19 protein-coding genes and 1 tRNA gene are annotated in these 17,765 nt (G+C 33.1%); 7 read left to right on the forward strand and 13 right to left on the reverse strand.

The features are described 5' to 3' along the window. Positions 1 to 6: 6 nt before the first annotated feature. From KKQ79_RS07915 to KKQ79_RS07925, 3 genes are read left to right on the forward strand one after another with little or no spacing between them, the layout of a single operon-like run. The gene (locus tag KKQ79_RS07915) at positions 7 to 786 is read left to right on the forward strand and encodes an MlaE family ABC transporter permease (protein WP_213189668.1); all 780 of its coding nucleotides are present in this window, start codon (positions 7 to 9) and stop codon (positions 784 to 786) included. Between the two features lies 1 nt (position 787). Continuing rightward, on the forward strand, positions 788 to 1,537 hold the full coding sequence (locus KKQ79_RS07920; protein ID WP_213189669.1) for an ABC transporter ATP-binding protein: 750 nt from the start codon (positions 788 to 790) through the stop codon (positions 1,535 to 1,537). Between the two features lie 13 nt (positions 1,538 to 1,550). Next, entirely contained in the window at positions 1,551 to 2,555 is a 1,005-nt protein-coding gene (locus KKQ79_RS07925) for an MlaD family protein (RefSeq protein ID WP_213189670.1), read from the forward strand. On the opposite strand, the gene KKQ79_RS07930 is transcribed toward KKQ79_RS07925, so the two are convergent. From KKQ79_RS07930 to rpsO, 8 genes are all read right to left on the reverse strand, one after another. Further along, positions 2,556 to 3,203, reverse strand: coding sequence for an alpha/beta hydrolase (locus KKQ79_RS07930; protein WP_213189671.1), 648 nt, complete (start codon positions 3,201 to 3,203; stop codon positions 2,556 to 2,558). Between the two features lie 101 nt (positions 3,204 to 3,304). After that, complete coding sequence (locus tag KKQ79_RS07935) at positions 3,305 to 3,865, reverse strand: YceI family protein (RefSeq protein WP_213190707.1); 561 nt, start codon at positions 3,863 to 3,865, stop codon at positions 3,305 to 3,307. A gap of 377 nt (positions 3,866 to 4,242) precedes the next feature. Next, positions 4,243 to 4,368, reverse strand: a complete 126-nt coding sequence (locus tag KKQ79_RS13915; protein ID WP_260199801.1) for a hypothetical protein — start codon at positions 4,366 to 4,368, stop codon at positions 4,243 to 4,245. A gap of 159 nt (positions 4,369 to 4,527) precedes the next feature. Next, on the reverse strand, positions 4,528 to 6,204 hold the full coding sequence (locus KKQ79_RS07940) for a formate--tetrahydrofolate ligase (protein ID WP_213189672.1): 1,677 nt from the start codon (positions 6,202 to 6,204) through the stop codon (positions 4,528 to 4,530). 392 nt (positions 6,205 to 6,596) lie between these two features. After that, positions 6,597 to 8,783 (reverse strand): polyribonucleotide nucleotidyltransferase, encoded by a 2,187-nt coding sequence (locus KKQ79_RS07945; RefSeq protein WP_213190708.1) that lies wholly within the window; start codon positions 8,781 to 8,783, stop codon positions 6,597 to 6,599. Positions 8,784 to 8,909: 126 nt separating this feature from the next. Further along, complete coding sequence (locus KKQ79_RS07950) at positions 8,910 to 9,197, reverse strand: type II toxin-antitoxin system RelE/ParE family toxin (RefSeq protein ID WP_213189673.1); 288 nt, start codon at positions 9,195 to 9,197, stop codon at positions 8,910 to 8,912. Between the two features lie 4 nt (positions 9,198 to 9,201). Further along, the gene (locus tag KKQ79_RS07955; protein ID WP_213189674.1) at positions 9,202 to 9,429 is read right to left on the reverse strand and encodes a hypothetical protein; all 228 of its coding nucleotides are present in this window, start codon (positions 9,427 to 9,429) and stop codon (positions 9,202 to 9,204) included. A 78-nt stretch (positions 9,430 to 9,507) separates the two neighbouring features. After that, positions 9,508 to 9,777, reverse strand: coding sequence for a 30S ribosomal protein S15 (gene rpsO, locus KKQ79_RS07960; RefSeq protein ID WP_069797122.1), 270 nt, complete (start codon positions 9,775 to 9,777; stop codon positions 9,508 to 9,510). Positions 9,778 to 9,950: 173 nt separating this feature from the next. Between rpsO and KKQ79_RS07965 the strand changes: the two genes are divergently transcribed. Further along, positions 9,951 to 10,526: a pyruvate decarboxylase gene (locus KKQ79_RS07965; protein WP_213189675.1), complete on the forward strand. Its 576-nt coding sequence runs from the start codon at positions 9,951 to 9,953 to the stop codon at positions 10,524 to 10,526. A gap of 18 nt (positions 10,527 to 10,544) precedes the next feature. Here the strand turns inward: KKQ79_RS07965 and KKQ79_RS07970 are convergent, their stop codons facing one another. Together KKQ79_RS07970 and KKQ79_RS07975 are read right to left on the reverse strand one after the other, a co-directional pair. Continuing rightward, complete coding sequence (locus KKQ79_RS07970) at positions 10,545 to 10,991, reverse strand: GAF domain-containing protein (RefSeq protein ID WP_409618830.1); 447 nt, start codon at positions 10,989 to 10,991, stop codon at positions 10,545 to 10,547. Between the two features lie 13 nt (positions 10,992 to 11,004). After that, positions 11,005 to 12,438, reverse strand: coding sequence for a TonB-dependent receptor (locus tag KKQ79_RS07975; protein ID WP_213189676.1), 1,434 nt, complete (start codon positions 12,436 to 12,438; stop codon positions 11,005 to 11,007). A 47-nt stretch (positions 12,439 to 12,485) separates the two neighbouring features. Here KKQ79_RS07975 and KKQ79_RS07980 point away from each other — a divergent pair, with 47 nt between their 5' ends. Further along, positions 12,486 to 13,253, forward strand: coding sequence for an MBL fold metallo-hydrolase (locus tag KKQ79_RS07980; protein ID WP_213189677.1), 768 nt, complete (start codon positions 12,486 to 12,488; stop codon positions 13,251 to 13,253). A gap of 70 nt (positions 13,254 to 13,323) precedes the next feature. After that, a tRNA-Leu gene (locus KKQ79_RS07985) sits at positions 13,324 to 13,405 on the forward strand. A gap of 224 nt (positions 13,406 to 13,629) precedes the next feature. On the opposite strand, the gene queG is transcribed toward KKQ79_RS07985, so the two are convergent. Beyond that, entirely contained in the window at positions 13,630 to 14,550 is a 921-nt protein-coding gene (gene queG / locus KKQ79_RS07990) for a tRNA epoxyqueuosine(34) reductase QueG (protein WP_213189678.1), read from the reverse strand. Positions 14,551 to 14,825: 275 nt separating this feature from the next. On the opposite strand from queG, the gene KKQ79_RS07995 reads away from it, so the two are divergent. Beyond that, complete coding sequence (locus KKQ79_RS07995; RefSeq protein ID WP_104793309.1) at positions 14,826 to 15,119, forward strand: rhodanese-like domain-containing protein; 294 nt, start codon at positions 14,826 to 14,828, stop codon at positions 15,117 to 15,119. A gap of 124 nt (positions 15,120 to 15,243) precedes the next feature. Here KKQ79_RS07995 and KKQ79_RS08000 read toward each other — a convergent pair whose 3' ends face one another. Together KKQ79_RS08000 and KKQ79_RS08005 are read right to left on the reverse strand one after the other, a co-directional pair. Next, on the reverse strand, positions 15,244 to 16,176 hold the full coding sequence (locus KKQ79_RS08000; RefSeq protein WP_213189679.1) for an NAD(P)H-dependent flavin oxidoreductase: 933 nt from the start codon (positions 16,174 to 16,176) through the stop codon (positions 15,244 to 15,246). A 166-nt stretch (positions 16,177 to 16,342) separates the two neighbouring features. Continuing rightward, positions 16,343 to 17,695: a peptidylprolyl isomerase gene (locus KKQ79_RS08005; RefSeq protein WP_250131216.1), complete on the reverse strand. Its 1,353-nt coding sequence runs from the start codon at positions 17,693 to 17,695 to the stop codon at positions 16,343 to 16,345. Positions 17,696 to 17,765: the final 70 nt, after the last annotated feature.

Below are 17,765 nucleotides of genomic sequence, written 5' to 3' on the forward strand. Positions count from 1 at the left end.
TTTATTATGAAAGTTTTTTATCAAATAGTACAATCTTTAAAAAACTTCATCGTAGAGATAGGCGAAATGAGCTATTTCAGCATAAGATTTTTAAAAGAATTTTATAAAAAACCTTATGATTTTCAAGAATTCCTGAAACAATGTTACAGCATTGGTAACCGCTCACTTTTTCTAGTTTCTGTTACGGGATTTATCATCGGTTTGGTTTTTACTTTACAAACCCGCCCTACTTTAATGGAATTTGGTGCTGTTTCTTGGATGCCTTCCATGGTGAGTATTTCCATTATTAGAGAAATCGGGCCGATTATTACTGGGCTGATTTGTGCAGGAAAAATAGGCTCTGGAATAGGTGCAGAAATAGGTTCTATGCGCGTAACCGAACAAATAGACGCTATGGAAGTTTCTGGAACCAATCCTTTTAAATATTTGGTGGTGACTAGAATTCTTGCGACGACTGCTATGCTACCGATTTTGGTTTTTTACAGTGATTTCATCGCAATTTTCGGGTCTTATTTGGTAGAAAATCTGAAAGGCGATGTTTCTTTTTTACAATATTTTAATCAAGTTTTTGACAATATAGAATTTAGTGATTTGCTTCCTGCAACCATCAAGACTTTTTTCTTTGGTTTTGCCATAGGAATGGTAGGTTGTTTCAAAGGATACCAATGTAAATCAGGAACACGAGGTGTAGGAATTGCCGCCAATTCTGCGGTGGTTTACTCCTCCATGTTATTGTTTGTTATCGATTTTATCGCTGTATTAATTACCAATATTTTTATAGAATAAGATGAATCCTAATGCTGCACATGAACCGATAATCAAAATTGAAAATCTCTATAAAAAATATGGAGACAATGTAGTTTTGGACGGATTTAACCTTAATCTTTATAAAGGAGAAAATCTGGTGATTATGGGAAAATCTGGTTCTGGAAAATCGGTGATGATAAAATGTTTGATTGGTTTAGAAATTCCAGACAGTGGAACGATAGAAATTATGAGCCAAAAATTAGAGCATCTTTCTCTGAAAGCTTTAGACGAAATAAGAGCAGACATTGGATTTTTATTTCAAGGAAGTGCGCTTTATGATTCTATGACGGTGAGAGAAAATCTAGAGTTTCCGCTCAGAAGACATATTTCAAAGTTTGGAAATGTAAAAGACACTTTGCCTTTGGTAGAAGAAGCGCTGCAAAATGTGGGACTCAAAAATGTAATTGATTTAATGCCGAATGAACTTTCAGGCGGTATGAAAAGAAGAGTTGCTCTTGCCAGAACACTTATTCTGAAACCAAAAATCATCATTTATGATGAACCAACCACCGGTTTAGACCCTATTACTTCTAAAGAAATTATCTTGCTCATGAAATCGGTGCAAGAAAAATATAAAACCTCGTCTATCATCATTACGCATGATGTAGACTGTGCTAGAGTTATTGCTAATAGAATGATTTTACTGATTGACGGAAAAAATTATGCAGAAGGAACATTTGCCGAACTTTCCACTTCACAAGACCCAAAAGTAAAAGCATTTTTTAAATAAGTTTTTTAAAAACATGGAAAAATCAGTTGCTCAAAAATTAAGACTCGGAATATTTGTTATCCTCGGAACCATTATTTTTATTATGGCTGTTTATTTTATCGGAAACAGACAGCAATTTTTTGGTGAAACCGAAACCTTAAAAGCACATTTCGAAAATGTAAATGGCTTACAAGAAGGGAATAATGTCCGTTTTTCTGGAATTAATGTGGGCTATGTTAAAAAGATAGAAATCATCAACGATACGCTCATCAATGTAGAAATGAATATCGACAAAAGTGCGATGAAATTCATCAAAAAAAATGCAGTGGCAAGTATTGCTTCTGATGGTTTGGTAGGAAATATGATTGTCAATATCACTCCAAATTCTGAAAAAGCGGCACTTGCTAAATCTGGTGACATTCTAAAAGCCGAAGAAAGGCTCACAACAGAAGATTTACTCAAAACCCTTAACAAAACCAATAACAATGCTGAACAAATTACGGCTAATATTCTAGAAGTTTCTGAAAAAATCAATAACGGAACAGGAACGCTAAGTATGTTACTGAATGACAAAACCTTAAGTCAAGATGTGAAATATGGAATCTCTGACCTTAAAAATAGCATTGCCAACATTAAGAAAACCAGCTACGAAACCACGAGAACCATTAATGAAGTGAATAAAATTCTTGCAGGAATTAATGATAAAGAAAACATCGTTGCGGTGCTTAAAGATTCTGCTGTAGCCAATAAAATGCGAAGAGCACTTACTCATCTCGATGAATCTTCTCAAAACATCAATAAAACTGTAGAAAATCTAAACGAAACCATCAGCAATGCTAAAAACGGAAAAGGCGCCATCAATTACCTTTCTAACGATGCCAATTTGGTGAAAAATATAGATTCTACAATGAATAATCTTAACCAGGCAAGTGTTTCACTGAACCAAAATCTGGAAGCGCTGAAGCATAATATTTTCTTCAGAGGTTATTTTAAAAAATTGGAAAAGGAAAAACAAAAAGCTCAGAAAAACCAAAAATAATCATTCGCTGAAAACTTCTTCTAAAATTTTAGAAACTTCCTTGGCTTTAGTCACTGGAAAAAGGTGTGTTCCGCCTTTTATGACATAATTGGGTTTAGAATTTTTTACTGGAAAAACAATGTCTTTATCTGCTAAAATTTGGATTACGTTTGAATCTTCTTCATGTTTCCATTCTAAGATTTTATTGATACTCCATTTCAAATATGTAGGATTTTGCACCTTGAAATATTGCCAAAGTTTAGGATTATTTGGGTCAAATAATTTTCTGAAAAAGGCATAAGATTTTATGGTTTTTTCGGAGAAATAACTTTCGGGAAGTTTCGCAAAAATTCTAGAACTTTTTGCCAAATGAAAGGTGATAGACATTTCTTTATCAGACTTTATACTTCCCAGAATTACTACTTTTTCTGCGGGTTTCAGTTTGTGAATTTCTTGCACCATAATTCCTCCAAAAGAATAACCCAATAAACAGAATTTTTCGCTGACATCTACTTTTTCGGCCATTCTATTGACATAGTTTTCAAAACTTTCGTTGTAATTAGGAATTAACCAATCGATGTAGATAATTTCGGTAAACTTTTTAGGAAACTGAATGTATTCAAAAATACTTCCATCTGCTCCCAATCCACTGATGACATATAATTTCATGCGATTATTAGCTTAGTAATTCTGTATAAATTTACAGATTAAAAACAAAAAATCCTAAAGAAATTTTCTTTAGGATTCTCTAAAAACACAATTGAAAAAAACTATTTCGCTGTTAGTTTAACAACCAAATCTATATCGTCTTTTACTACTACATCTTGCATAGTAGATTTATAAGCTATGTCCCATTTTTGTCTATCGATAGTAAATTTATCAGATTCTAAAGTTACTACACCGTTTTTAACTGAAATTTTAGCTGGGAAAGAAACTGCATTAGTTTTTCCTTTAGCAGTAAGATTTCCTGAAACTACGCTTTTACCATTAGCTCCTTTTTTCACAGAAGTGATTTTGAAAGTAGCAGTAGGATATTTATCAACTTCGAAGAAATCGCCATTTTTAAGGTGACCGTTTAATTTTTGTTGATATTCACCTTGTAAATCAGTAGCGTTAATAGAAGTCATATCTAATACAAAAGTACCACCAACTAGAGCGTTTTTCTTTAAAACTACAGTTCCGTTTTTCACGGTTACAGTTCCATCGTGAGAAGACGCTTCAGTTTTAGCTAACTTATAACCCCACCAATGAACGTCAGAAGAAACTACTTTTTTAGCTTGTCCAAAAGCTAGTCCTGATACTAGTACTAATGATAATGCAATTTTTTTAATCATAATCTTTTTATTTTTTTAATGAGACAAAAGTAGTCTTATTTCTGATACGAAGTCATTGATGTATGTTAAGAAATTTCAATTTCTATATTTAATTTCTTCTATCAATAAAAAACTTCGCTTGAATGGCTCAAGCGAAGTCTAACATAAAAACTTAAAAATTATGAAAATAGTTATAAAATTGAGGCTTTAAAGAAAGCCACCTACATTTTATAAGTTATTATCTTTCATTTCATAAAGTTACAGTTTTTATCTGAAATATTCAAATAATAAACATCTGAGTTTTATCACTAAAAAGCTCCCGAAAGTTAACTTAACATCTCGAGAGCTAAAAAATTAAATAATTGAGAAAACTGATTTATGTTGAAACTATAGTGTTATAGCGTAGATTTTACTTGCGGTTTAGATTTCTTGTTCAGAAATCTATTCATCAAATAATTAATCGCAATCGGAGCTACATAAGCTAAAATCGCAGTGAATATTTTTGATCTTACATTTTTCATAATTTTGTTTTTATATTTTGTGATTGGTGCTTTTTGTTGATACAAAGATTCTACAAATCCATGAAAAATATTTTATAGAATTTCCATAAATATTTACAGAATTTCAAAAAAAAGCCGACTTTATAAAAAGTCGGTTTGTTATTTTATATGGTCTAAAGATTAACTTAATCCAGTAATGACACCATCTTTATCTATATTCATTCCTTCTGCTGCCGGAATACTTGGCAAACCAGGCATTCTCATCATATCTCCTAAAATTGGAATAATGAATCCTGCTCCTGCTGCAAATTCAAATTCACGAACAGTCACTTTGAAACCAATTGGCCTTCCAATTTTTTTCTCATCATCCGATAAAGATTTTTGAGTTTTTGCCATACAAATCGGTAGCTTATCCAGTCCAAGTTCATAAATGGACTTTAACTGATTTTTAGCTTTCTGAGAAAATACAGCGCTGTCAGCACCATAAACTTCTTTGGCAATTTTTTCGATTTTGTGCTCCACAGAATCTTCTACACTGTATAAAGGTTTAAAATTATTACCGCAGTTAAATGCACAGCTCGCTACTTCTTCTGCGAGTGCTTTCATGCCTTCTCCTCCCATCGTAAATTCATCTGCGAGAATGGCTTTCACCCCTAACTTTTCGCATTCTGCTTTTACAAAATTGATTTCTTCTTCTGAATCTGTGGCAAAATGATTAATCGCTACAATTGGTTTTAATTGCCATTTAAAGCCGTTTTCGATATGTTTTTTAAGGTTTTCAATGCCTTTTTCTACTGCTGCAAGATTCGGTTTTTCGTATTCGCCCTTTTTAGCACCACCGTGATATCTTAAAGCTCTGATGGTAGCCACCAAAACATAAGCATCTGGTTTTAAATTTCCATAATATCCTTTGATGTGCATGAATTTTTCTGCGCCTAAATCTGCTCCGAATCCGGCTTCTGTTACCACAAAATCTGCTAAAGAAAGTCCCATTTTAGTAGCGATAATCGTATTGGTTCCTTGCGCAATATTCGCGAAAGGGCCACCATGAAGAATCGCAGGATTTCCTTCTAAAGTTTGTACTAAATTCGGACGAATGGCGTCTTTTAATAAAATCGCCATTGCTCCTTGAGCATTTAAATCTCTGGCGTAAATTGGTTTTTTATCAAAAGTATAGCCTACGAAAATATTTCCTAATCTGTTTTTTAAATCTTCGAAATCTTTAGAAAGACAAAGAATTGCCATCACTTCTGATGCGGGTGTAATATTGAAACCTTCTTCACGCGTAATTCCGTTATTAGAACCGCCCAAACCCACTACAATATGACGAAGACTTCTATCATTCATATCCATTACACGCTTCCAAACGATGGTTCTAGGGTCTATATTGAGGCTTCTTTTTTTATCTTGAAGATTATTATCAATCAGCGCAGAAAGTAAATTATTGGCTTTTTCTACCGCCGAAAAATCTCCTGTAAAATGCAGATTAATATCTACCATCGGAATAACTTGTGCGTAACCACCACCTGCTGCTCCACCTTTTATCCCAAAAACTGGACCTAAACTTGGCTCACGCAAAACTGCGATGGCTTTTTTACCGATTTTGTTCAATCCGTCACACAAACCTACAGAAACAGTGGTTTTTCCTTCACCAGCTGGAGTAGGATTAATCGCTGAAACCAAAATCAATTTTGATTTCTTGATATTTTCTTCGTTGATGTATTTTAAAGGGATTTTCGCTTTGTATTTCCCGTAATACTCTAAATCTTCTCGGTCGATACCGATTTTTTCTGCAATTTCTCTAATATGTTTAATATCTGCCGATTGCGCTATTTCTATGTCTGTAGGAAAGCTCATATTTTTTAATTTGTTTATTCTCAAAAATACAAGAAATTGACTAAACCATGAAAATTTTACGCTTGAGATTTATCAGCCACCAAAAAATGAGAATATTTTTTATGTTTTGAGAGATTTAACTAAATAATATCAATACAATCTAAATAAAAATGACAATCTATGAATACACTCAGAAAAACATTTTTAGATTTTTCTAAAAAATTCCCCAAAAAATCACACAAAAGTGTAATTGAATCACAAAAAGGATAGCCCTATTTTTGAACATCTAAAAAGTAAAAATATGAGAACTATAAAACTACGATTTAAAAAATTTCTCCATAGACTTTTAGAATATTATAGTGTGAAGGAGACGTGAGAAAAAAACTCCCGCAAAATTGCGAGAGTTTCTATTTTTATGCTTGTTCTGTTGGTTGTTCTCCTTCTGGTTTTGGAGCGTCTCCTTCAGTTCTAGGCTTTTGTTCTGGTCTTGGTGGTCTTGGTAAAAGAACTTTTCTCGAAAGTCTCATTTTCTTACGATCATCATAACCCATAAATTTCACTTCTACTTCATCACCTTCAGCATAAGGAACTTTATCTAATCTCTTCCATTCGATTTCTGAGATGTGTAGTAAACCTTCGGTTCCTTTAGCAATCGCCACAAATGCACCGAAATCCATTACTTTTACTACTTTACCTTTGTAAACAGTACCTACAACTGGCACGAAAGTAATTTCGTTTATTCTAGCAATTGCAGCATTGATTTTCTCACGGTCAGTTCCAGAGATTTCAATTCTACCAATTTCGCCCATTTCTTCAATAGAGATTACAGTATCTGTATCTTTTTGAAGCTGTTGGATAATTTTACCACCAGGTCCAATTACCGCACCGATGAAATCTTTAGAAATTTCTAAAATTTCCATTTTCGGAGCGTGAGGTTTCACATCTGCTCTTGGTTTATCGATGGTTTTAAGGATTTCTCCTAAAATATGTAATCTACCTTCTCTTGCTTGGTTTAATGCGGTTTCCATGATATCCATGGTTAAACCTTGGATTTTGATATCCATTTGACAAGCGGTAATTCCGTCTGCAGAACCTGTTACTTTGAAGTCCATATCACCCAAGTGATCTTCGTCTCCTAAAATATCAGAAAGTACAGTGAATTTACCAGATTTAGGATCAGTAATTAATCCCATTGCAATACCAGAAACTGGTTTTGTAATTTGTACACCAGCATCCATTAATGCAAGAGTTCCTGCACAAACAGTAGCCATAGAAGAAGAACCGTTAGATTCTAAAATATCTGAAACTACTCTGATGGTATAAGGATTTTCGTGAGGAATCATTCCTGCTAAAGCTCTTTGAGCTAAGTTTCCGTGACCAACTTCTCTTCTTGAAGTTCCTCTTAGAGGTCTTGCTTCACCAGTTGAGAATGGTGGGAAATTATAATGTAAGAAGAATTTTTCGTCATAATTAATCGCAACAGAATCTACCATGTTGGCATCTTTTACAGAACCTAAAGTTACGGCTGTAAGAGATTGCGTTTCACCTCTGGTAAAGATTGCAGAACCGTGAGCTCCTGGTAAATAATCGATTTCTGACCAAATCGGACGAATCGTTTTAGGATCTCTACCATCTAATCTGATTCCTTCGTTTAGAATCATTTGACGCATTGCTTCTTTTTCTACATCGTGGTAGTAAATTTTAGCAAATGGTTCTACGTCTGCTCTTTCTTCTTCTGAATATTGAGAAAGGAATTCTTCTAAAACTGCAGCAAATTTTTCGTGTCTTTCTTCTTTTGCAGAAGGAGTTTTTGCTACGTTGTAAACTTTATCATAACATTCTGCCCAAACTTTCTCACGAATTTCTTCGTTGTGCGTTTCGTGGCTGTATTCTCTTTTGGTTTGAGATGCAGGAATTCTCGCTGCTAATCTTTCTTGGGCTTCGATTTGAACTTTAATTTCTTCGTGAGCATATTTAATCGCTTCTAGCATTTCTGCTTCAGAAATTTCTTTCATTTCACCTTCTACCATTACGATAGAATCTTTGGTAGCACCCACCATAATATCTAAATCTGCTTTTTTAAGATTTTCGATACTTGGGTTGATAGAAAGTTCACCGTCTATTCTTATTACTCTTACTTCAGACATTGGCCCGTTGAAAGGAATATCTGTAATAGCAATTGCTGCTGAAGCGGCTAAACCAGCTAAAGCTTCTGGCATTGTTTGCTCATCGTAAGAAATTAGGGAAATCATTACTTGAACTTCTGCGTGGAAATCTTCTGGGAAAAGCGGACGAAGTACTCTGTCTACTAATCTCATGGTAAGAACCTCATCATCAGAAGGTTTAGTTTCTCTTCTAAAGAAATTTCCTGGGATTTTACCACCCGCGTAGAATTTTTCTCTGTAATCTACTGTAAGAGGCAAGAAATCTACCCCTGGATTTGCGTCTTTGTTAGCTACAACTGTTGCTAAAAGCATTGTTCCGCCACATTTTACTACTACAGAACCATTAGCTTGTTTTGCTAATCTTCCTGTTTCAATGGAGACTTCTCTCCCGTCTTTCAATTGAAATTTTTCAATAATTGCTTCTGGAGCATTCATAAAATTTACTGTCTTGTGCAATCCGTATTGATTGCGTTACTATTTAAACTTTTTAAATTTTCGATGGCAAAGATACGGAATTTAAAAAAGTTATAACAAAAAAGCAACTCAAAATTGAATTGCATGTTACATTTTCTCTTCTGGATTTCTACTGGTATGAAAAATGGAATAAATAATTATTTCCTCATGATGAATTTCAAATAAGATTACAAAAGGAAATTTTACGATGTATGCTTCTCTTATTTCATTAAATCTACATGAAAAATGTTTTGGATTTTGCTCTATTTTATCAAAATATTTTTGCAGAACAAGGAGAAATTTCTTTCCTAAATCTTTGGATTTAGATTCATAATATTCATAAGCATCTTCCATTTCAAAAACTGCTTTATCTCTGAATATTAATTTATATTTCATGAGATTATTTGGTTTTCTCTTGGATTCTTTTTTTTACCTCATCAAAACTAAAGTATTTTCCTTCTCCGCTTAAATATTCTGCTCTTCTTTCTGCTACAATATCATATTGCTCCTGAGAAATATAACCCTGTTCCTCGTTTTTGAAAGCTTCTCTCACCTTTTTTAAAACAGATTCACTTTCTGTCTGTAAAAGCAATTTCATGAGCTCTAGTTTTTCTAAACGAATGTCCATTTTTTTTAATTTAGTATTCAAATATAAATAAAAAAGCAACTCAAAATTGAGTTGCTTCTAAAATTTTCTTGTATCTGATTATTTTCTGATTCCTAGTTCAGCAATAATTGCTCTATAACGAGAAATTTCAGTTTTCTTAAGATAATCTAACAATCTTTTTCTTTTACCTACTAATTTAACTAGAGATTTCTCAGTAGCATAATCTTTGTGGTTTTTCTTTAAGTGACCAGACAAATGGTTAATTCTGAATGTGAATAAAGCGATTTGCCCTTCTGCAGAACCTGTGTTTGCAGCGTTTCCTCCGTGTTTAGCGAAGATTTCTGATTTTTTTTCTGATGTTAAGTACATGCCAATATTATTTAATGATTATTATGTAACGAGGTGCAAAAGTACAACTTTATTTTTAAACCGAAAAATTTATTCTTAGATTCTAAAGACATTCCCGTAATAATGTTAACAAATTCTTAAATTTTATAAATAACTTACTGAAATTCTGCGTAAATTTGCATCATCTTTTTGATATGAAAAAAATTCTATTCTGTGGTTTAGCGGCAAGCCTTATCATCATAAGTTGCAAAAATTTAGGAAGCACCTTGGTGAAGCTTAACCATTCTATTAAGCTAAAACACGTAGATAGAATTGTCTATTTCGACCCAGAAGTTTATCCTAATTTCGAAGAAATAAAAGAACCCACCAATAATGTTATTTACAGTGCTGTTTCTGACGAATTGAAAAATTACGGCAATTACAAAATCATGCACATCAATAATGCTAATATTAAATATGACAGCGTAGATGTGAATATGATTAAAGAATCTTGCCTAAATAACGGTGCTGAAATCGCCATCGTTCCGAAGGTAAAATATTTTAAAGTGGGTCTTGGGAAATATGTTTTTTCTAATCAAGTCATTGTGAGTATGAAAATGTACAATAATGACGGCGAACTGGTGATAGAAAATTCTTATGATACTTACAAAGGAAGTGGCAGATTATTGGGCAGTGCAGAAAATTCTATAAAAATAGGCACCGCAAATGTCATCAAAAACATGATTACTGAACTAAGAAGCAGGAATATGACTACTCCTGCTTCTGAATAATTTTCTATTGATAGAATTTTATAAAATCTTTGCCAATTCCGCACACAACCATTCTAGCAATGCTCTATCCTCATCTGTAAAAGGGTCTTTTTTGTGAGAATCTATATCTATTTGACCAATATTCACACCATCTTTAATGATAGGAACTACAATTTCTGCTTTGGTTTCTAGCGAACAAGCCAAATAATTATCTTGTTCCCAAACATCTGGCACTACAAAAGTTTCGTTTGATACGGCAACTTGTCCACAAATTCCCTTTCCAAAAGGAATCACAGTATGATCTGTAGCTGCACCAACATAAGGCCCTAAAACCAATTCTTCTTTATCGCCATTTTTAAAATAAAAACCAGTCCAATTAAAATAATCAAACTCCTGGTCTAGAAGATGACAGATTTTTTCTAATTTTTCGGTAGTATTGTGACTTGGGCTTTCAATAATAGATGAAAGTCTTTTTTTAATTTCCATAATTTTTAAATTTTTAATATTCTTCGAATGTAATATCTTCTTTGTAACCGAACATTCCTCTTTCTTTAATCATTGCCGCCACTCCATCTGGTAATTGCTCTTCCCAGCCTAATTCACTATTCGAAATTTTCTGCAAAATTTCTCTAGAATAAATTTCAGAATGCTCTGGATTATAATCCTTAATATCTACAATTCTTCTGTTATGTTTAAAATATTTATACAATTCTTTAAGATTGTCATTCACTTTTAAGTTTTCTGATGTGAGCAATTCATGCGTTTTAGGATCTTTATAAGGATACAGATATACTCTCATATCTTTTTTGAAGAACTTACCGAACGCTTCTAAAATTCCACCAGAAAGATGTTTGTAATAATCTTCATCAAAAACCATCAATAAATTATTTACACCCATCGCAATTCCGGTATATCTTACATTATAAGAAGTGAAATAGTCTACTAATCTATAATATTCTGAGAAATTAGAAATCATCACGGTATAACCCAATTTCGCCAAAACATCTACTCTATCTAAGAAATCTCTTTCGTCTAGATTTCCGGAAGCTTTAAGATTAGAAACGGTAATTTCGAAAAGAATAACGGTGTCTTCTGGTTTTCCTTCTGTTTCATTGAGGAACATTTTAAGACCGTTTTCGAACATATCTACATTCACCAAAGTTACCGGTCTGAAACTTCCTCTTACCGCAAAAACATCTTTTCTATACAATAAATCCGCTGGAAGCATGTTTTTCCCTTCAGAATTGAAGATTACCGCTTCAGTCATTGAATTTTTAATCAACTGAAGACTCATCAATCGATTATCCACATAAGGAAAAGCAGGTCCCTGAAAATCAATCATGTCTATTTCAATTTTATCCACCGAAATATCATCATACAAACTTTTGATTAATCTTCTAGGATTGTCATATAGATGAAATGCTCCATAAACCAAGTTTACCCCAAGATTTCCCAGCGTTTCTTGCTGAAGCGTAGCATCATTTTCTTTAAATTTTACATGCAATACAATTTCGCTGTACTCTTGACCAGGTTGCGCCTGAAACATGATTCCTACCCAACCGTGACCCAAAAAGGTTTTTTGATAATTAATGGTAGTTACTGTATTTGCAAAAGAGAAAAATTTACGATGTGCATTTTCTTCTTTATCTAAACGCTCTTGGATAAGACCTACTTCATGACGAAGCATTTTTTTTAGTCTATTTTGGGTTACATATCTATTTTTTTCTTCTTTACCATAAATAGCATCACTGTAATCCTTATCATAAGCAGACATTGCTTTTGCAATCGTTTGAGAAGCAGCTCCTGCTCTAAAGAAATGACGAACCGTCTCTTGTCCCGCACCAATTTCCGCAAAAGTTCCATATATATTAGGATCTAAATTGATGGCTAAAGCCTTTTGCTTGGGAGTAAGATATTGCTTAATTACAGACATGAATAAAATTTTGCGTAAATTTACCAAAATCTCACAAAAACCCAAAAATGAAGTTGAAATTTCTAGGAACTGGTACTTCACAAGGCATTCCCGTGATTGGATCTACTCATCCTGTTTGTTTATCTACTAATCCTAAAGACAAAAGACTAAGGTCATCTGTTATGATTACGGATGATGAAGGGAAAAAGATTCTCATTGATTGTGGTCCAGATTTTCGTCAACAAATGCTCACCAACCAAGAAAGCAATGTAGACGCCTTATTAATTACACATGAACATAATGACCATATTATAGGATTGGATGATTTACGCCCAATTATTTTCCAAAAAAGAAAAGATATTTCTATTTATTGCTTACCAAGAGTAGGAAAAGAGATTCAAAATAGATTTAAGTATGCTTTTACAGAAGATAAATATCCAGGCGCTCCGAGTTTTGAAATCAAAGAAATAGGAAACGAACCATTTATTATAGAAAACACAGAGATTACTCCAATTCAAGTAATACATTATAAGTTACCAATTCTAGGTTATAAGTTCAAAAACCTTGCTTATATTACAGATGCCAGTTTCATTTCGGAAGAAGAACAAGAAAAATTGAAAAATTTAGATGTTCTTATTATTAACTGCTTAAGAAAAGATGAACCACATGTTGCTCATTATATATTACCAGAAATTCTAGAATTGGTAGAAAAACTACAACCCAAAACTACATATCTCACTCATATCAGTAATAGATTTGGCTTCCATGACGAGATAGAAGCGATGACACCTATAAACATTCATCCTGCACATGATGGGCTAGAAATAGAATTTTAAGAAAATATTTTCTTAAAATTTTCTTTTTTTACATTAAAATTATTTTATATTTGCACCACCAATTTTTAATGCCCAGTTGGCGGAATTGGTAGACGCGCTAGACTCAAACTCTAGTATCGAAAGATGTGCCGGTTCGATTCCGGCACTGGGTACAAAAAGAGAACTCTTCAACAGAGTTCTCTTTTTTTTGGCAATAATTCAGTATTTATTGGTAATTTTCAAATAATCCTTAAAGGTCTTTTAGTTTCTTTATTAATTTAATATATATCAATATCATATTTTATGATAATAATCAGATATAAAGCTAATTTTATTATGAAATTCATAAAAATTATAAGAATTGATTTTTTGACTGAGAAACGCTCTCTTCAAAAAATCAATTTTCTTTTGGCAGAAAGGAAATATTACGCATCAATCCAGAAAACTTAGTTCTTTTGACCGCAGATTTTTTAAAAATTTCAGAAAAGAGTTCTTGAGTAAGTTCCTTCCATTCGTTTTTTCTAAAATTTAGTTTTTGGAAATTAGGCGCAAATTTCTCTTGTAAAGTAGGTGCAGAAAATCGGTTCCACGGACAAACGTCTTGGCAAACATCACAGCCAAACATCCAATCATCCATTTTTCCGTTAAAATAATCTGGAATTTGGTTTTTCAACTCAATTGTAGCATAAGAAATACACTTGCTGCCATCTACAATTCTATCCGAAACAATAGCTTGAGTAGGACAAGCATCTATACACGCTCTACAACTCCCACAATGATCTGTAACCGCCAAATCATACTCTAGCTCTAAATCACAAATAATTTCGGCTAAAAAATAGAAAGAACCATGCTTTTTGGTAATCAGATTCGCATTTTTTCCTACCCAACCTAAACCAGATTTTCTAGCCCAAGCTTTTTCTAAAACAGGAGCAGAATCTACAAAAACCCTGAAACCAAACTCACCAATCTCTTCCTGAAGTTCCGCCACCATATTTTTTAAAATATCTTTAATCACTTCATGGTAATCTTCTCCGTAAGCATATTTAGAAATTTTAAAATTATTGATTTCATCTATTTTTACTTTAGGAAAATAATTATATGAGAGCGAAATGACTGATTTTGCACCATCTACCAAAAGTGCAGGATTCAACCTTTTGTCAAAATGATTTTCCATGTATTTCATTTCGCCGTGATAGCCTTTATTAAGCCAAGTTTCAAGACGTGGTGCTTCCTCTTCCAGAAATTCTGCTTTAGAAATTCCACAAGATTGAAACCCGAATTTTTCGGCTTTTTGCTTAATCAGTTGAGAATAATTCATTAATTTTTAACGCAAAGGCGCAAATATATTTTTTTTATTTTTACGTTTTAAGACGCAAAGTTTTAACAAACTTCGTTTGTTTTATTTGGGAAAATCAATGATTTTCTAGTGACTTAAAAAGATTTTATTTTTATAAATTCTTCTATCGACTTTGCGATTTTATTCAACTATTTTGGTATGATTTTTAGTCTGTAACATAAATTACAGTGCGAAGTTAAGTTTTTTTCTATTTTTGCCCTGTAAAAATGAATGAATAATAATTAAAAAAATAAAAAATGACTTTTGAAGAAATTTTAAATTCAGGTGAATATCACTTAATAGACGTAAGACAACCAGAAGAATTACAGATGGACGGCGCAATAGAAGGCGCTGTAAATATACCTTTAGCAACTGTTCCTTTAAGATTAGACGAAATCAAGGAAATGAAAGGCCCAAAAATCATTTTCTGCAGAAGTGGAGGAAGAAGCGGACAAGCTTGCCAATTTCTAGCTCAGAATGGCTTAGAGAACATCTATAACGGTGGTGGTTTTATGCAATTACATGCTGCATTAGAGCATTATAAAAAATAATAAATCAGAGTTTTCATATTTTTTTGTACAACCAGCGCTCCCAAATTGGGAGCGCTGGCTTTGTTTTGACGAACGCTTTTAGGGTTTAAAACCCTGAAAGCGTTTTTTGTTTCTATCAAAATTTTTAAAATTTAGAAAAATCCGCCCGCTTAAACTCTTTCAATAATTTCTGAAAAACTTGTTCTACCGTTAGAATTTCATCGATTAAAGCAGAAGACTGCCCAATTTCTAACTCACCTTCTTCTAAATCTCCTTCGAACATTCCTCGTTTCGCTCTTCGCTTCCCAAGTTTTTCCTGCAAAGCTTTAATATCCTTTCCTTCTTTATAAATTTCTTCTAATTCATAGAAAAATTTATTTTTCACCAAACGAACTGGCGCCAATTCTTTTAAAGTCAATTGCGTATCTCCTTCCTGAGTTTCTACAATTTTTTGTTTCCATTTTTCATGAGCACTTGCTTCTACGGTTGCGGCAAATCTAGAACCGATTTGAACACCATCAGCTCCGAGAATCATCGCTGCTTTCATTTGGCTTCCTACTGCAATTCCTCCTGCTGCAATGAGCGGAATTTCTATATTTCTACGAACATTAGGAATCAGAGAAAGTGTAGTAGTTTCTTCTCTTCCGTTATGTCCACCCGCTTCAAAACCTTCTGCTACAACTGCATCTACTCCTGCGTCTTGACATTTTTTTGCAAATTTCACAGAAGATACTACATGCGCAACTTTTCTTCCTTCTTTTTTTAGAATTTCAGTATACGTTTTCGGATTTCCCGCCGATGTAAAAACGATAGGTACTTTTTCTTCTAAAATTATCTGGATAATCTCTTCAATATTAGGGTACAACATCGGAACATTAACGCCAAAAGGTTTATCCGTAGCGAGTTTACATTTCTGAATATGCTCTCTCAAAACATCTGGATACATGCTTCCTGCGCCGATTAAACCCAATCCACCAGCATTAGAAACCGCAGCAGCCAATTTATAGCCAGAATGCCAAATCATTCCTCCTTGAATGATGGGATATTTAATATTAAAAAGTTGAGTAACTCTGTTCATGAATTTTTTTGTTTAAAGATAAGATTTTTAAAAATTAATTATGTTCTTTTCCTTGATGAAAAGAACCCAAAATCAAGACTTCTATTTTTATTCTTAAAATCTAAATCCATTTAAAATAAAAAATCCCGAAAAGTTTCGGGATTGATATAGTGGGAAATTTTTAAAATTATTTTACGATTGCTGCTTTGTTCCAATCGGTTTTAAACTGGCAATCTTTGTAACGATTGTCTAATGAGATAAAAGTATCTGCTAGATTTTCTTTTACCCATTTTTCTAAAACTTCATTTTTCTTTTTGTTTAGGGCAAAACTTTTAATTCTTTCGAAATCTGTAGCAATATCTAGAGAATGTTCAGGAATTATGTCATTCACTTTCATTAATACTACGGCTTTTTTTTGATTGAGTTCATCCATGAAAACTTCTGTTAAATCTCCTTTATTTACCCCTGCAATTTGATAAGCAACAGTTGCTGGAAGATTAATTTTTTCTTGTCTGTCTGAACCGTCTTCTGCTGGAATTACCCCTGCATTAAACTTGGTGTTTTTATCATCAGAATGTTTGTAAGCAGCATCTTTGAAAGTAGTTTTTCCTTCAAGGATATCTTTTCTAATTTGTTCCATTTCTGCTTTTGCAGTGGCAATTTCTTCAGCATTTGGCTCTGCTTTTAAAAGAATATGTCTTGCATCGTACAATTTACCAGACTTTTTCACCAATTGAATGATATGGAAACCAAATTCAGATTCTACAGGATCAGAAATTTCTCCTTCTTGAAGATTAAGCGCAGTAGCTTCGAAAATTTTCACCATTTTCCCTCTTCCGATGTTGGTATACAAACCACCATTTGCAGCTGAACCTGGGTCATCAGAATAGATTCTCGCTTTATTTTCGAAAGTTTCTCCGTTTAAGATATCTTGTTTTATTTTTTTAAGTTTATCAATGATTTCTTGTTTGTGCGCATCTGTAAGTTTAGGAAACATTACAATTTTAGAAAGAACTACCTCATCTTTTACTTGTGGCAATTGGTATTTGAAAGCGTTATAAAAATCGGTTACTTCATTAGGCGTGATGTTTACTTTATCTGTGATTAGCGCATATTTAGCTTGACCATAATAGTTATCAACATCCATTTTCTCAATCACGTTTTTCATTTCGTAAGAAGAACGGAATTTATAAGCATCTAACATGGCTCTTTCTGAAGGGAACTGAGATAAAATCTGATTGTATTTATCCCCAGCTTGTGCTCTAATCGCAGCAGTTCTGTCTTGAATAAGAGTATCTTTTTTCGCTTTATAAATCAAAAGTTTATTGCTCAAAATCTGCTCCATAAATTCGCATTTATTGGTTTGTGCAGCCCCTTGTTGAATAGCGTAATTTTGTTGTTCTAAAATATCAGATTCTAATACGATTTCGTCTCCTACCACTGCAGAAATTCCATCTACCAAATCTCCTTTTTTCACTTGTGCATTTGCATTAAAAGAAATGAGGGTTACCAAAAAACTCAATGCAAATAAATATTTCATGTTTTTAATCATTGTTAAATTTTTAACTGATTTGCAAAATTATGATTCTCTGCGAGATTTCCTATAATTT

Source organism: Cloacibacterium caeni (assembly GCF_907163125.1).
In the GTDB taxonomy this organism is placed as follows: Bacteria; Bacteroidota; Bacteroidia; order Flavobacteriales; family Weeksellaceae; genus Cloacibacterium; species Cloacibacterium caeni_B.